The organism is Sutcliffiella sp. NPDC057660 (assembly GCF_042800035.1).
GTDB lineage: Bacteria > Bacillota > Bacilli > Bacillales > Bacillaceae_I > Sutcliffiella_A.
Map to the genome: position 1 here is coordinate 54881 of NZ_JBHVHV010000019.1, position 12593 is coordinate 67473.

At 42.5% G+C, this 12593-nt stretch carries 12 protein-coding genes; 5 read left to right on the forward strand and 7 right to left on the reverse strand.

Annotation, left to right across the window (positions count from 1 at the left end; translation table 11 throughout):
- Positions 1–273 precede the first annotated feature (273 nt).
- Complete coding sequence (locus ACFVAD_RS19970; RefSeq protein WP_386644247.1) at positions 274–1191, forward strand: COX15/CtaA family protein; 918 nt, start codon at positions 274–276, stop codon at positions 1189–1191.
- A gap of 594 nt (positions 1192–1785) precedes the next feature.
- Here ACFVAD_RS19970 and pyc read toward each other — a convergent pair.
- Positions 1786–5229 (reverse strand): pyruvate carboxylase, encoded by a 3444-nt coding sequence (gene pyc / locus ACFVAD_RS19975; protein WP_386644250.1) that lies wholly within the window; start codon positions 5227–5229, stop codon positions 1786–1788.
- Between the two features lie 201 nt (positions 5230–5430).
- Positions 5431–5712 carry an Fpa/YlaN family protein gene (locus tag ACFVAD_RS19980; RefSeq protein WP_204418508.1) on the reverse strand — a complete coding sequence of 94 codons (282 nt, stop codon included), beginning with the start codon at positions 5710–5712 and terminating at the stop codon, positions 5431–5433.
- A gap of 205 nt (positions 5713–5917) precedes the next feature.
- Here ACFVAD_RS19980 and ACFVAD_RS19985 point away from each other — a divergent pair, with 205 nt between their 5' ends.
- A complete protein-coding gene (locus tag ACFVAD_RS19985; protein WP_386644254.1) occupies positions 5918–6418 on the forward strand; it encodes a peptidyl-prolyl cis-trans isomerase in 501 nt (166 codons plus the stop codon).
- Positions 6419–6487: 69 nt separating this feature from the next.
- On the opposite strand, the gene ACFVAD_RS19990 is transcribed toward ACFVAD_RS19985, so the two are convergent.
- A complete protein-coding gene (locus ACFVAD_RS19990; RefSeq protein WP_386644257.1) occupies positions 6488–7816 on the reverse strand; it encodes a PhoH family protein in 1329 nt (442 codons plus the stop codon).
- A gap of 236 nt (positions 7817–8052) precedes the next feature.
- On the opposite strand from ACFVAD_RS19990, the gene ACFVAD_RS19995 reads away from it, so the two are divergent.
- Positions 8053–8682 (forward strand): YhcN/YlaJ family sporulation lipoprotein, encoded by a 630-nt coding sequence (locus ACFVAD_RS19995; RefSeq protein ID WP_386644260.1) that lies wholly within the window; start codon positions 8053–8055, stop codon positions 8680–8682.
- A gap of 57 nt (positions 8683–8739) precedes the next feature.
- On the opposite strand, the gene ACFVAD_RS20000 is transcribed toward ACFVAD_RS19995, so the two are convergent.
- Positions 8740–9198 (reverse strand): pyridoxamine 5'-phosphate oxidase family protein, encoded by a 459-nt coding sequence (locus tag ACFVAD_RS20000; RefSeq protein ID WP_386644263.1) that lies wholly within the window; start codon positions 9196–9198, stop codon positions 8740–8742.
- A 160-nt stretch (positions 9199–9358) separates the two neighbouring features.
- On the opposite strand from ACFVAD_RS20000, the gene ACFVAD_RS20005 reads away from it, so the two are divergent.
- A complete protein-coding gene (locus tag ACFVAD_RS20005; RefSeq protein ID WP_204418513.1) occupies positions 9359–9559 on the forward strand; it encodes a YlaI family protein in 201 nt (66 codons plus the stop codon).
- A 3-nt stretch (positions 9560–9562) separates the two neighbouring features.
- Positions 9563–9997 carry a hypothetical protein gene (locus ACFVAD_RS20010; RefSeq protein ID WP_386644265.1) on the forward strand — a complete coding sequence of 145 codons (435 nt, stop codon included), beginning with the start codon at positions 9563–9565 and terminating at the stop codon, positions 9995–9997.
- Between the two features lie 44 nt (positions 9998–10041).
- On the opposite strand, the gene ACFVAD_RS20015 is transcribed toward ACFVAD_RS20010, so the two are convergent.
- The 3 genes from ACFVAD_RS20015 to typA all read right to left on the reverse strand — a co-directional run bounded on the left by ACFVAD_RS20015 (position 10042) and on the right by typA (position 12592).
- Positions 10042–10326 carry a hypothetical protein gene (locus tag ACFVAD_RS20015; protein ID WP_386644268.1) on the reverse strand — a complete coding sequence of 95 codons (285 nt, stop codon included), beginning with the start codon at positions 10324–10326 and terminating at the stop codon, positions 10042–10044.
- 13 nt (positions 10327–10339) lie between these two features.
- Positions 10340–10663, reverse strand: a complete 324-nt coding sequence (locus ACFVAD_RS20020) for a YlaH-like family protein (protein ID WP_386644271.1) — start codon at positions 10661–10663, stop codon at positions 10340–10342.
- 93 nt (positions 10664–10756) lie between these two features.
- Positions 10757–12592, reverse strand: coding sequence for a translational GTPase TypA (gene typA, locus ACFVAD_RS20025; protein ID WP_386644274.1), 1836 nt, complete (start codon positions 12590–12592; stop codon positions 10757–10759).
- Position 12593: the final 1 nt, after the last annotated feature.

Consider the following 12593-nt stretch of genomic DNA (forward strand, 5'->3'; position numbering starts at 1 on the left):
ACCTACACTCTCTAAATCAGTATATAATAGGGTTTGTTGATCATATAGTCGATTGGACAGCTACAATTTCAACATGTCCCATATATATTTCTAGCAAACTCCACACCATTATTCAACCTTTTTCACGATAATAAATCGCTTTTGTAACTTCATGTTGGATATTGTCAATTTCCGTTACATTGTGTAGTATGGGGAGGACGTTTACTATTTTACCATTTCTGCTTGTTTTAATATATATGGGAGAAATAAATTCTTTGTTAGAAGGTGAATCGGTTGTATAAATTATTGAAATGGTTCGCCGTTTGTACCTCTATTGTCATGCTTTTTGTATTAATCGGGGGAGCTCTAGTTACCAAAACCGGATCAGGTATGGGGTGCGGAAGAAGCTGGCCATTATGTCATGGCGAATTGATTCCCAGCAATATCGATTTTGCACTGATTGTCGAACTGAGTCACCGTATCGTTTCCGGCTTGGCTGGCATCATGGTATTGGTATTGGCTGTTTGGGCTTGGAGAGCAATTGGCCATAAGAGAGAAACGAAATTTCTTGCACTGCTTTCATTTGCCGTTCTGATTCTTCAGGCTCTTATTGGGGCAGCAGCGGTTATCTGGGGACAATCTTCAGCTGTATTAGCGCTACATTTCGGAATTTCTCTAGTCTCATTCGCTTCTGTATTTCTGCTGACATTACTTATTTTCGAAGCAGACAAGCGGTTTGATGCTGAAACATTGATTATAGACCGCCGAATGTCCTATCATATCATCGGGATCATCACCTATTGTTATATGGTTGTGTATTCAGGCGCTTTGGTTCGCCATGTTGGTGCAAGTTTAGCATGCCCTACATGGCCGACATGTACCCGAAATGGACTTGGCATTCCTACACAAATGCATGAATGGATTCAAATGGGTCACCGGGCAGCTGCTGGACTTATTGTAGTCTGGATCATTTATGTGACAATTCTTAGCTTTAGGAAGTATAAGCATCAACCAGTTATATATAAAGGTTGGATGATTTGCGCGGGACTAGTTTTGTTGCAAGCGACAACAGGTGCTTTAGTAGTGTTAACTAAATTGAATATTTTTGTTTCCCTGTTACACGCATTAATTATTTCCTGCCTTTTCGGAGTGCTTAGCTATCTATTCATGCTAGTGACTCGAAATAAAGTGAATAGGCTGAAACAGCAATAAAAGCGAGCGGATCAACTAATAGATCCCTCGCTTTTTTCTTAATTTACAGTACGGTTTTGAATTTTATTGATCTTTGGATGCTTAATCCTTCATCTAGGATTAAGAGGTTCGCACTTTTCGGTTGGGAGATCAGGTAAGTACATAAACAGATAAATAGACGGAACAATTTTGCTTAATTTGTAATTACCATTTAAAAAAGGCTGAAATAGATGGAGAAATTCCGCCTATTGACTCGTAAAATTCGAATTTGGGTGATTTTGCTGTACATAAGCGGAAAAACTCCCCTTATTTGTCCCGAAACTAGCTAGATTCTGCATTTAACCGGAAAATCTCCGCTTATTATACTTTTGCTGGTTCTTCGATAAAGGACAAGACTTTACAACGAACGGAATCATCTGTGAGTGAGGTTATATTTAAATTTGGTTTTTGTATCCCTAATAAAAGAAACTCGCCAATTACTTCGGCGAGTTTCACTTTTTTATATACCAATAATGATGCCCATACGACTGTCATTTCAGCACATATTATTAAAAATGCACCTCAAAACGGAACGATTTTCGTTTCTTTTTGGGGCTTTTCTTTAATCAAAACTGATTAGATCTGTTCCACTTCTATTAATAAATCACCTGTGGCTATGCCTTCTCCGGCGTTTGCATGGATTTCCTTGACCGTGCCGCTGAAAGGTGCCTGAACGGTCGTTTCCATTTTCATGGCTTCGGTGATCATGAGGTGGTCACCTTTGGAGACCTTCTCCCCTTTTTCAACTAGTACCTTAATGACGGTGCCTGGCATGGTTGCTCCAATATGAGTCGGATTGCTGCCATCCATTTTCGGTTTGGTCACAACAGCCGACTTCACGCTTTCGTCCTTGATATTCACTTCACGAGGCTGTCCATTCAATTCAAAGTAGACCACTCTCATTCCATCCCTTTGAGGTTGTCCAATTGAAACAAGCTTTACCATCAATGTTTTCCCTTGTTCAATTTCCACTTGAATCTCTTCTCCAAGCCTCATTCCGAAAAAGAAGGTCGGAGTATCAATCACGGAAACATTTCCGTATTCCTCCTGCTTCTTCTGGTAATCGAGAAATACTTTCGGATACAGAGCATATGCAATTATCTCGTGGCTTGTCACCTGACGGTTCAATGTATCAAACAATTTTTGCCGGATATCATCGAAGTCCACATCATCCAATAGTTCGCCAGGTCTGACTGTAATCGGTGATTTGCCTTTCAAAATAACCTTCTGCAGCTCTTTCGGGAATCCGCCATGTGGTTGCCCCAAGTAGCCTTCAAAAAGTTCGATGACGGAGTCGGGGAAATCAATGGATTCTCCTTTTTCTATTACATCTTCCTCAGTAAGATTGTTTTGAACCATAAACAAGGCCATATCCCCCACCACTTTGGAAGAAGGTGTTACTTTGACGATATCTCCGAACATATCATTTACCCGGCGGTACATCTCTTTTACTTCCTCCCAGCGCGCACCAAGCCCCACGGCTTTCGCTTGCTGTTGAAGATTACTGTATTGCCCTCCAGGCATTTCATGCATATATACTTCAGAGTGAGGACTCATCATTCCACTTTCAAAATCGCTGTAATATTTTCGGACATCCTCCCAATAGTGAGATAGCTGCTCCAACGCTTTCACAGACACGTCAGGTTTGCGCTCCGTTTCCTCCAGGGCGTAGTACAATGAGTTTGCACTTGGTTGTGAGGTCAAACCTGCCATCGAGCTGATAGCGACATCGACTATATCAACACCGGCTTCTATTGCTTTTGCATACATATAGATTCCATTCCCGCTTGTGTCATGGGTATGAAGGTGAATAGGTATATCTATCGTTTCCTTGAGTGTAGAGATCAGTCGGTAGGCAGCCTGTGGCTTCAAAAGCCCCGCCATATCTTTTATAGCCAGGATATGTGCACCGCTGGATTCCAATTCCTTAGCAAGGCTACAGTAATAGTTCAGGTCATATTTCGTTCTGGCAGGATCGTTGATATCACCTGTGTAGCAGATGGCAGCCTCGGCGATTTTACCGCTATCCCTCACTGCATCAATAGCTAAAGTCATTCCTTTGACCCAGTTCAAGCTATCAAAGATCCGGAACACATCCACCCCGGCATATGCGGATTTTTCCACGAATTCTTTTATCAAGTTATCCGGATAGTTTTTGTAGCCTACTGCATTGGAAGCACGCAACAGCATTTGGAAAAGCACGTTTGGTGCCTTTTCACGCAAGGTGAGAAGACGGTCCCATGGATCTTCACTTAAGAAACGGTATGCGACATCAAAGGTAGCTCCCCCCCACATTTCCATCGAAAATAGGTTTGGCAGCAGTTTTGCGGTCGGTTCCGCAATCTGCTTGATATCATGTGTACGCAGGCGTGTAGCAAGCAGTGACTGATGCGCATCGCGGAAGGTTGTGTCAGTTAAGAGCACTTCCTTTTGCTCACCGATCCATTTGACAAGTCCGTCTGCACCTCGCTCATCCAATATCTGCTTTGTACCGTTTGGAACCGTATCCATGCCTTTCATTTGCGGCATTCTAGGATTTGGGAAGATCGGCTTCTTTCGCTTTTCCACTCCCGGGAATCCATTAACGGTAACGTTCCCGATATAGCTAAGCATTTTGGTTCCACGGTCTTTTCGCTTTGGAAACACGAACAATTCAGGTGTCGTATCAATAAATGATGTATCATATTCACCATTCATAAATTTCGGATGGCGTACAACATTCTCCAGAAAAGGAATATTCGTTTTTATTCCACGAATACGAAACTCCTTTAAATTCCGCTCCATCTTGTTAGCTGCCTGCTCAAAGGTCAGTGCCCAAGTGGATAGCTTTACGAGCAAGGAATCGTAGTAAGGGGTTATCACAGCGCCCTGATAGCCGTTTCCTGCATCCAGACGGACACCAAAACCACCCCCAGAGCGGTATGCCATGATCTTTCCGGTATCAGGCATGAAGCCATTTAACGGATCTTCTGTTGTAACTCGGGATTGAATGGCAAAACCATGAACTCGAATATCCTCTTGCTTCGGTATACCGAGCTTGCTTCCATGCAGTGCATGTCCTTCTGCAATCATGATTTGTGATTGTACGATATCAATACCGGTCACCATCTCTGTGATGGTATGCTCAACCTGCACGCGCGGGTTTACTTCAATAAAGTAGTATTCATCCCCGGCCACAAGGAACTCCACTGTCCCGGCATTAATGTAATCCACATTCTTCATCAGTTCCACTGCAGCATTGCAGATCCGGTCACGCAGTTCATCAGGGATGGAGACACTTGGCGCGATCTCCACTACCTTTTGGTGACGTCGTTGAATGGAGCAGTCACGCTCGAATAAGTGTATGATTTCTCCATGCTGGTCCCCCAAAATCTGCACTTCGATATGCTTCGGGTTCTCTATCAATTTTTCTATGTATACATCATCGTTGCCAAATGCAGCTTTAGCCTCCGATTTTGCACGTTCAAAAGCCTCTTTCAATTCTGATTTGCTGCGGACAATACGCATTCCTCGTCCACCGCCACCTAAAGCGGCCTTGATCATCAACGGGTAGCTGTAAGTTGCTGCAAAATCCATGACCTCATCAAGCGAATCGACAGGCCCGTCCGTTCCGGGAATAACCGGGATGTTTGCCAGCTGTGCTTGGCTTCGAGCTTTTACTTTGTCTCCGAACATATCTAGATGCCTGGAGGTTGGTCCAATAAAAACAATGCCCTCTTCTTCACATTTTTTAGCAAAATGAATGTTCTCCGATAAAAAACCATATCCTGGATGAATGGCATCCACATCATTTGCCTTCGCTATTTCAATGATGCCTTCAATATCCAGATAGGCATCGATCGGCTTCTTTCCTTCTCCCACTAGATACGCTTCATCCGCTTTATACCGGTGAAAGGACCCGATATCTTCATTTGAGTAAATAGCAACCGTTCGAATATTTAATTCTGTACAAGCTCGAAAAACACGAATTGCAATCTCGCCGCGGTTGGCAACAAGGATCTTATTGATTTTCTTCGTCATTTTGTCTCCCCCTAGTAGCTACTTCTCTCCAGAAAAGTTTAGAATATTTTTTCAATTATACTTGCAATTATACCTTATGTATTTAAATTTTTCCTTCTTTTCACATCGGATATTCGGAAAAATGTAAATATTTACTTATCTTTTTTGATTAATAAAAACGCTCAATCAACAATGTTGTTGTAGATTGAGCGTTCTATTCATTCAATTTTTCTCCCAGGCTTCATGTAAAGCAGACAATTCCCTTTCAAGCTTGGAAAGGATGTCTTTGCCTTCCTTTTCGGAAATCAGGCCTAGGCGAACAGCGAAGTCCATTTCCCTGGACAAACCAAACATTTGTGTATCCAGGACCTCTTCGTAAAGTGGACATTGAGGCATAGTCAAATTATCCATTTGTACTTGAATCAACTTCAAAATTTTATCTGAATCAGCCTTTAAAAGCGAAATAGCTTTATCACGATGATCGACCACGATATCTGATGCCAATATCGATCCCTCCGTTTACGAACAAATACCTATCTTATCTTTAAATATTATCGTTATTCTGGAAAAATTGCAAGCTTCGTGCGAAAAGATTGGATTCTCGGGTCAATAAAGGAAGGGTTGATTTGCCCGGGGCTTCTGTGGACATGACAAAAATTTCTTTAGGCATTATAATGATGAAAAAGACAACAATTTCAAGGGGGACAACATGGAATCAATCATCAGAATTGAAGGAAAGGTGCAATTCTCCATAACATTAGATCCAGGTGTGTGGATTTTTGACGACCGCCGTTTGGATTTGGATACATATTTCACAGAACAAAAAAGTGAGGAGCTTGACGAACTAGAGGCCTACACGAAGGCTGCTTCAAAACAGTGGGAACGCGAAATAAGCGAGGGTGCCATCCAGCCACCAACATTAAAAACAGAGCGAAGATTTAAAAAGGAGCAGTTGTTAACAGGATCATTCGGTATTAAATTCGCTCCCTTCCTGCAAAATGCTGAGCCGCATGAGGATGCTTCCTCTATCGTCTTTGTCTGCGGCGAACAAGAAGTGGAAGTAGCTATCGACCAAGCACAAGATATTATTTTTGGATTCTCCAATAAGGGCAAACCTTTGAAAGAAGATGGACCTGTCCATGTTTACTTTGGGGACGGATCCAATCAGCATACACCTTTAAAGTGTGTAAATAGAATAATCGTAAAGTGAATATGCGCCGCCTTTGGGTCTGAGAGGAAACATCTCAGACCCTTGCTTTTGCAGCAAAATATTTCAGCCCTAAAGGAGATCTGCCGCCAATTTTGCCAGCATGGACCTTTCCCCTTTGATCAGCTTGACATGTCCTGCCAGCTTTTGATCCTTAAATCGTTCCACTACATATGTCAGACCATTATTATATTCATCAAGATACGGATGGTCGATCTGTTCAGGGTCTCCCATCAGGACTATTTTACTTCGTTCCCCTACCCTCGTAAGTATCGTTTTCACCTCATGCTTTGTAAGGTTCTGGGCTTCATCAATGATGATAAATTGTTCAGGGATGCTTCTTCCTCTTATATAAGTCAAAGCCTCCACTTCAATCGATCCCATACCTGCCAATATGGCATCGAGTTCACCTGGTTTCTTCGTATTGAACAGATACTCCAGATTATCAAAAATAGGCTGCATCCATGGCCTTAGTTTTTCCTCTTTTTCGCCTGGCAGAAATCCGATATCCTTTCCTACAGGTACAATAGGCCTTGCAACGAGCAGTTTTTTGTAGCGGTTTAGGTCTTCCGTCTGCAGCAGCCCCGCCGCCAATGCCAAGAGTGTTTTTCCGGTGCCAGCTTTTCCTGTCAGGGTAACCAGTGGAATGTCAGCTCGGAGTAGCATTTCAAACGCCATCGTCTGTTGTACATTTCTTGCCCTGATTCCCCAGATGTGATCCTGATCAAACACTAGTTTCTTCACCTTTTTTCCCGTTCCATCAACAAGCCCCAGCGCTGATGCAGACCCTCCCAAAGCGTCTTTCATAATGATGAATTGGTTAGCGTAAAAGGGATGATTTGCAAGCTCCGATACATTCATTTCCCCCTTTTCATAAAAGAGGTTCATTTTATCTGGCGCAACATAAACCTCCAAAAACCCTTTATAAATGTGATCCACTTCCACCACTCGATCATTGAGGAAATCCTCGGATGTAAGGCCGATCGCATCTGCTTTTACCCTTACAAGCGCGTCTTTGCTGACTAGGATGACAGCTCTTCCATCCTCTTTTGTCTGCTCTTCCAATGAAAGGTTTTTGGCTACTGCTAGGATCCGGTTATCATTCGTCTTTTCCACAAAAATTTCCTGCAGCTGATGGAAGCTTCGATGATTCAGTTCAATTCTCAGGGCGCCTCCATTGTGCAAAGGAATTTTTTCATGCAGCTTGCCTGTTTCCCTTAATGAATCGATAATTTTTGACACTTGCCTTGCATTTCTTCCTATTTCATCCATATATCGTTTTTTAGAATCCACCTCTTCCAGGACTACTGCCGGTATAACCACTTCATTATCAGAAAAAGAATAGATGGAATATGGATCCTGTAACAATACATTTGTATCTAAGACATAAATTTTATTCAACCTGCCGCCTCCTACTCCTGGCTCTATATTCTCATTTTCTTTCGGGAGTGAATCAAGGCATCCATCACCTTCAGAAATTATGGCCCCACTGTATTGCGAGCTCTTTTGCTTGACCATATTAAGGGACGGACCGTTGATAAAATATATGTCAAAATGAATAAAGATAGAAGAACAAATAAACAATAAAATCAAGCGACATGAAAAATTGGTCAAAGTACGTTAAAGGAGTGAGTAGAATGAAAATACGACTTTTGGTGTTATTCATCGTTATACTGGCTGTTTCGGGTTGTAATAATCAGCCCCGGAATATATCCCGAGAAGAAGATGATAAGTCTCAGATTATCCATGTCAAGGACTCTGCTGATATACATGTGGATAGAAAAACGGGACAAGAGGTTTCCGCTCATCTTGTAGAATTGGCTACACGCGTACCGAATGTCAATGATGCAACTGCCGTTGTATTGGGACCATATGCTGTGGTTGGTATAGATGTCAATTCTGATCTGGATCGTGCAAGAGTAAGCACCATCAAATACTCGGTGGCAGAAAGCTTGAAAAACGATCCTTATGGTGCAACAGCTGTCATCATTGCAGATGCGGACTCCTTTGTCCGCCTGGAAGAAATGGGGAGGGACATTCAGCGCGGGAGGCCAATTGCCGGGATTATGGAGGAACTTGCCGAAATAGTGGGACGTGTGATGCCGGAGATTCCGATTGATTTGAAAGAACCGACTGCTCCGAATCCGACAGAGCAGAACAATTCTCAACTTCCAAAAGGTCAAGAAAGAGAATTGGAAGAAAAACAGCAGGAACAATCCAATAACCAAAAGGATGAAGACAGAAATAAAAAGGTAGAACAGGAATAAAAAAAAGTGCCAGAACCACAATCTTTTCCATGTGTGTTCGGCACTTTCTTCATGTCTTTACCTTAGATTCTTTAGGAGTTTCATTACTTGCTGATCAAGTTTTTTTGCTGCTTCCTTGTCATATGTTTTTTCGAACCGAGGTTCAACACATATTTTAGCACCATAGAACATCACGTCTCGTACCTCTTTTATATTCAAGGTTATGAGTGCCAGCTTTAGAGGAAGCTGGTCTGTCTCTTTTTCTTGAACATTTGCTGTGGTATGGATGGAATAGACCGATTCATTGGCATACAACGTAACCACAACATGGTTATTGTTTTCGATATTTTGGACAATCCTGGACTTGGCGGTAACTGCAAGATGGATGGTTGCCTCGTCACTGGCATAGATCCAGGACAAAGCACTGACATTTGGACCACCTGTTTCATAATCCACTGTGCTAATGGAAACAAGCTGCTCTTCCTGTAAAGCCGACAACAGCGATTCGACAAGTGTCGATTCCACCAGATTTGGCATTCATAATACCCCCTGCAAATTGGATTTTCTATTATCATACCACAAGCGTTCTTTGGGGCGTGCTACTATTATATTGAAAATAATCGGCCCTTCTTTTGTTATTCTGTTCCCTCACCTTTATGCTATACTATACGTAATGTTGGATTAGATGAGGTGGACCATGAGAGTCAAGTGTGTAATTTGCGATAAAATTGAAAGTATAAATGATGAATCCCTGATAGCAAAAAGACTTCGTAACAGACCTATCCACACTTATATGTGTGATGATTGCAGCGCAAGAATCGAAAAAAGAACAAATGAAAGAATTGCTACTGGAAACTTCCGTCTTTACGAACAAAAGCAGAATCAGGATGAGTGGTAAAGGATGATTCTGAGAGGGGCACTTACAGGTTTCATCAGCGGCTCGATTATGGGACTTGCGATGAAGGGCTTGGAGGCCGTTTTCTCCAAAAAGATATATATTTTATTGCTGAATGTTGATTTCATCCCTTTTATCGGCAACCGGAATCTTCCGGAGCTTGTGGAATTTTTGTTCCATGTTCTTATAGCCGTCTTTATCGGGATTATTTTTGCATGGCTGATGGAAAAAAAGGCAAACTCAAAAACGAGCCCTTATATTTGCTCTCTCCTTTTAACCTTGCCTACGGTGTTTCTTTACTTTCCATTGACCATTGTTGCGATAAAGGATACTCCCCCTGTGGACGATCCTATCAGTTTTTCTTTATGGACAGTTAGTCATATACTTTTTGCAATATTAGTTCCTATTTTTTATTTTCCTAGACAAAAACAAAGAGGATGACTCAGATGGTGTGCTTTGCACTAGTGAGTGATCCTCTTTTTTATTTACTCATAATTATGGTATTTTTCGGGTTCATTCTTGATCTGCTCAAGCATGACATCAATCAATTCAATCGGAAAGCGGTTTTTCTGAGCTTCCCCATCCTTTATGTACGTTACATAGTACATGGGTTCTTCCTTTGTTACCGATATCTCCTTGAGATGATGGTCATCAATCAAAATGGATTCGAACAACTTCATCGTGTCCTGTGCGGATTTATCATCCGGTCTGGCTTCAGCAACCACTTTAATGGTCAACCAATTATAAAGTGTATCCTGCAAGGATCTCATCACGAGTCCTCCTTTAAGATTCTGCGCCTTCTTCTTGTTTATGGCGGCGCAATCGAATTTTATAGATGATCAGAATCAAAGCTGCGACGACCAATCCTTCTGCAACTGGCAGGAAGATCCCTAAAAAAGTAAGTACGGTCCCACCCAGTGCCAAGAATAGATAAATGATAGCAGACTTTAAGATTGGCAGCTTTAATGCAAAGCCAAGCTTGTACACCAATATGGACAGTGCCAAGATAGTTAGGTATAGCAACCACATGCCTAATACAGGGTTTTCAACCACATTGTAGAGGCTGGCAAAAAAAGAAAGATATTCCGGTACTTTTTCTTCGCTCACGGGATTTTCACCTTTCCCTTCCTCGATTTAGAAAAAGGGGAGCAAGGATAGGCTTATAAAAACCCATCCATGCTTCCCCTATTCATTTGCAAATTAAGCTTCTGCGTATTTCTTTTTCTTTGCTGCTCTTTCACGTTCGTTCTTGTCTAAAATCTTCTTGCGCAAACGGATCGACTGAGGAGTGATTTCACAGTACTCATCATCGTTCAAGTACTCTAAAGATTCTTCCAGAGTCATTAGACGAGGCTTTTTCATACTAACAGTCTGGTCTTTTGTTGCAGAACGGACGTTAGTCGCCTGCTTCATTTTACATACGTTTACTACAAGATCATTTTCACGGTTATGCTCTCCCACGATCATTCCTTCGTAAACTTCCGTACCCGGCTCTACGAAGATAACACCACGGTCTTCAATACCCATGATACCGTAAGTGGATGCTTTTCCTGCTTCCATGGAAACAAGCACACCTTGGCGGCGTCCACCAACTTGACCTGCAGCCATTGGCTGGTAGCTGTCAAATGTGTGGTTGATTATTCCATATCCACGAGTCAAGGAAAGGAATTCAGTTGTGTAACCGATTAATCCACGGGAAGGAACCATGAAGATAAGACGTACTTGGCCATTACCGTTATTGATCATGTCCACCATTTCACCTTTACGGGCACCAATGGATTCCATAACCGCTCCAGTATAATCCTCTGGAACATCGATTTGAACGCGCTCAACCGGCTCTGATTTCTTGCCATCAACATTTTTGATGATAACCTCAGGCTTGGATACTTGAAGCTCGAAACCTTCACGGCGCATGTTTTCAATCAGGATGGACAAGTGAAGCTCTCCACGTCCTGATACAACCCATGCATCAGGGGAGTCAGTTGGATCTACACGTAGACTTACGTCCGTTTCCAACTGAGCTTCAAGACGCTCTTCGATTTTACGGGAAGTGACAAATTTACCTTCTTTACCTGCAAACGGACTGTTGTTTACAAGGAAAGTCATTTGTAGTGTCGGCTCATCGATACGAAGTACCGGTAGAGCTTCCTGATGGTCAACCGGGCATACAGTTTCCCCTACGTTGATATCTTCCATTCCGGAAACGGCTACTAGATCTCCTGCTTTTGCTTCTTCGATTTCGACACGCTTAAGACCGATGAAACCGAACAGCTTTGATACACGGAACTGCTTCACAGAACCGTCAAGCTTCATCAATGCAACCTGCTGGCCAACCTGCATTGTACCGCGGAAAATACGGCCAACACCGATACGTCCTACATAGTCGTTGTAGTCAAGAAGGGCAACTTGGAATTGAAGCGGCTCTTGACTGTTGTCGATTGGAGCTGGAATATGCTCGATGATGGACTCATAAATAGCTTCCATGTTCTCATCTTGCTTTTCCGGGTTATTACTTGCAGTACCATTAATGGCAGAAGCGTATACTACCGGGAATTCCAATTGCTCTTCTGTTGCATCAAGCTCGATGAACAAATCGATTACTTCGTCCACTACCTCTGAAGGGCGTGCAAAATCACGGTCGATTTTGTTTACGACAACAATCGGTGTCAAGTTCTGCTCTAACGCCTTCTTCAATACGAAGCGCGTCTGAGGCATACAGCCTTCATAAGCATCAACCACTAAAAGTACACCGTCTACCATTTTCATGATACGTTCCACTTCTCCACCAAAGTCGGCATGTCCTGGTGTGTCCATGATGTTAATGCGTGTATCTTTATAGTTAATTGCCGTATTTTTTGCCAATATGGTAATCCCACGTTCTCTTTCTAGATCGTTTGAGTCCATGGCACGTTCTGCTACCTGCTCGTTCGTTCTGAACGTACCAGCTTGGTGTAGCAATTTGTCTACTAACGTTGTTTTACCATGGTCAACGTGAGCAATAATTGCGATGTTTCTAATATCATTGCGGATGTTCACT

What these genes read in the sequence shown, in the direction of transcription:
- pyc (WP_386644250.1), bottom strand. Translation starts at nt 5,229, where the DNA reads ATGACGAAGAAAATCAATAAGATCCTTGTTGCCAACCGCGGCGAGATT.
- ACFVAD_RS19985 (WP_386644254.1), top strand. Translation starts at nt 5,918, where the DNA reads ATGGAATCAATCATCAGAATTGAAGGAAAGGTGCAATTCTCCATAACA.
- ACFVAD_RS19995 (WP_386644260.1), top strand. Translation starts at nt 8,053, where the DNA reads ATGAAAATACGACTTTTGGTGTTATTCATCGTTATACTGGCTGTTTCG.
- ACFVAD_RS20000 (WP_386644263.1), bottom strand. Translation starts at nt 9,198, where the DNA reads ATGCCAAATCTGGTGGAATCGACACTTGTCGAATCGCTGTTGTCGGCT.
- ACFVAD_RS20005 (WP_204418513.1), top strand. Translation starts at nt 9,359, where the DNA reads ATGAGAGTCAAGTGTGTAATTTGCGATAAAATTGAAAGTATAAATGAT.
- ACFVAD_RS20010 (WP_386644265.1), top strand. Translation starts at nt 9,563, where the DNA reads ATGATTCTGAGAGGGGCACTTACAGGTTTCATCAGCGGCTCGATTATG.
- ACFVAD_RS20015 (WP_386644268.1), bottom strand. Translation starts at nt 10,326, where the DNA reads ATGAGATCCTTGCAGGATACACTTTATAATTGGTTGACCATTAAAGTG.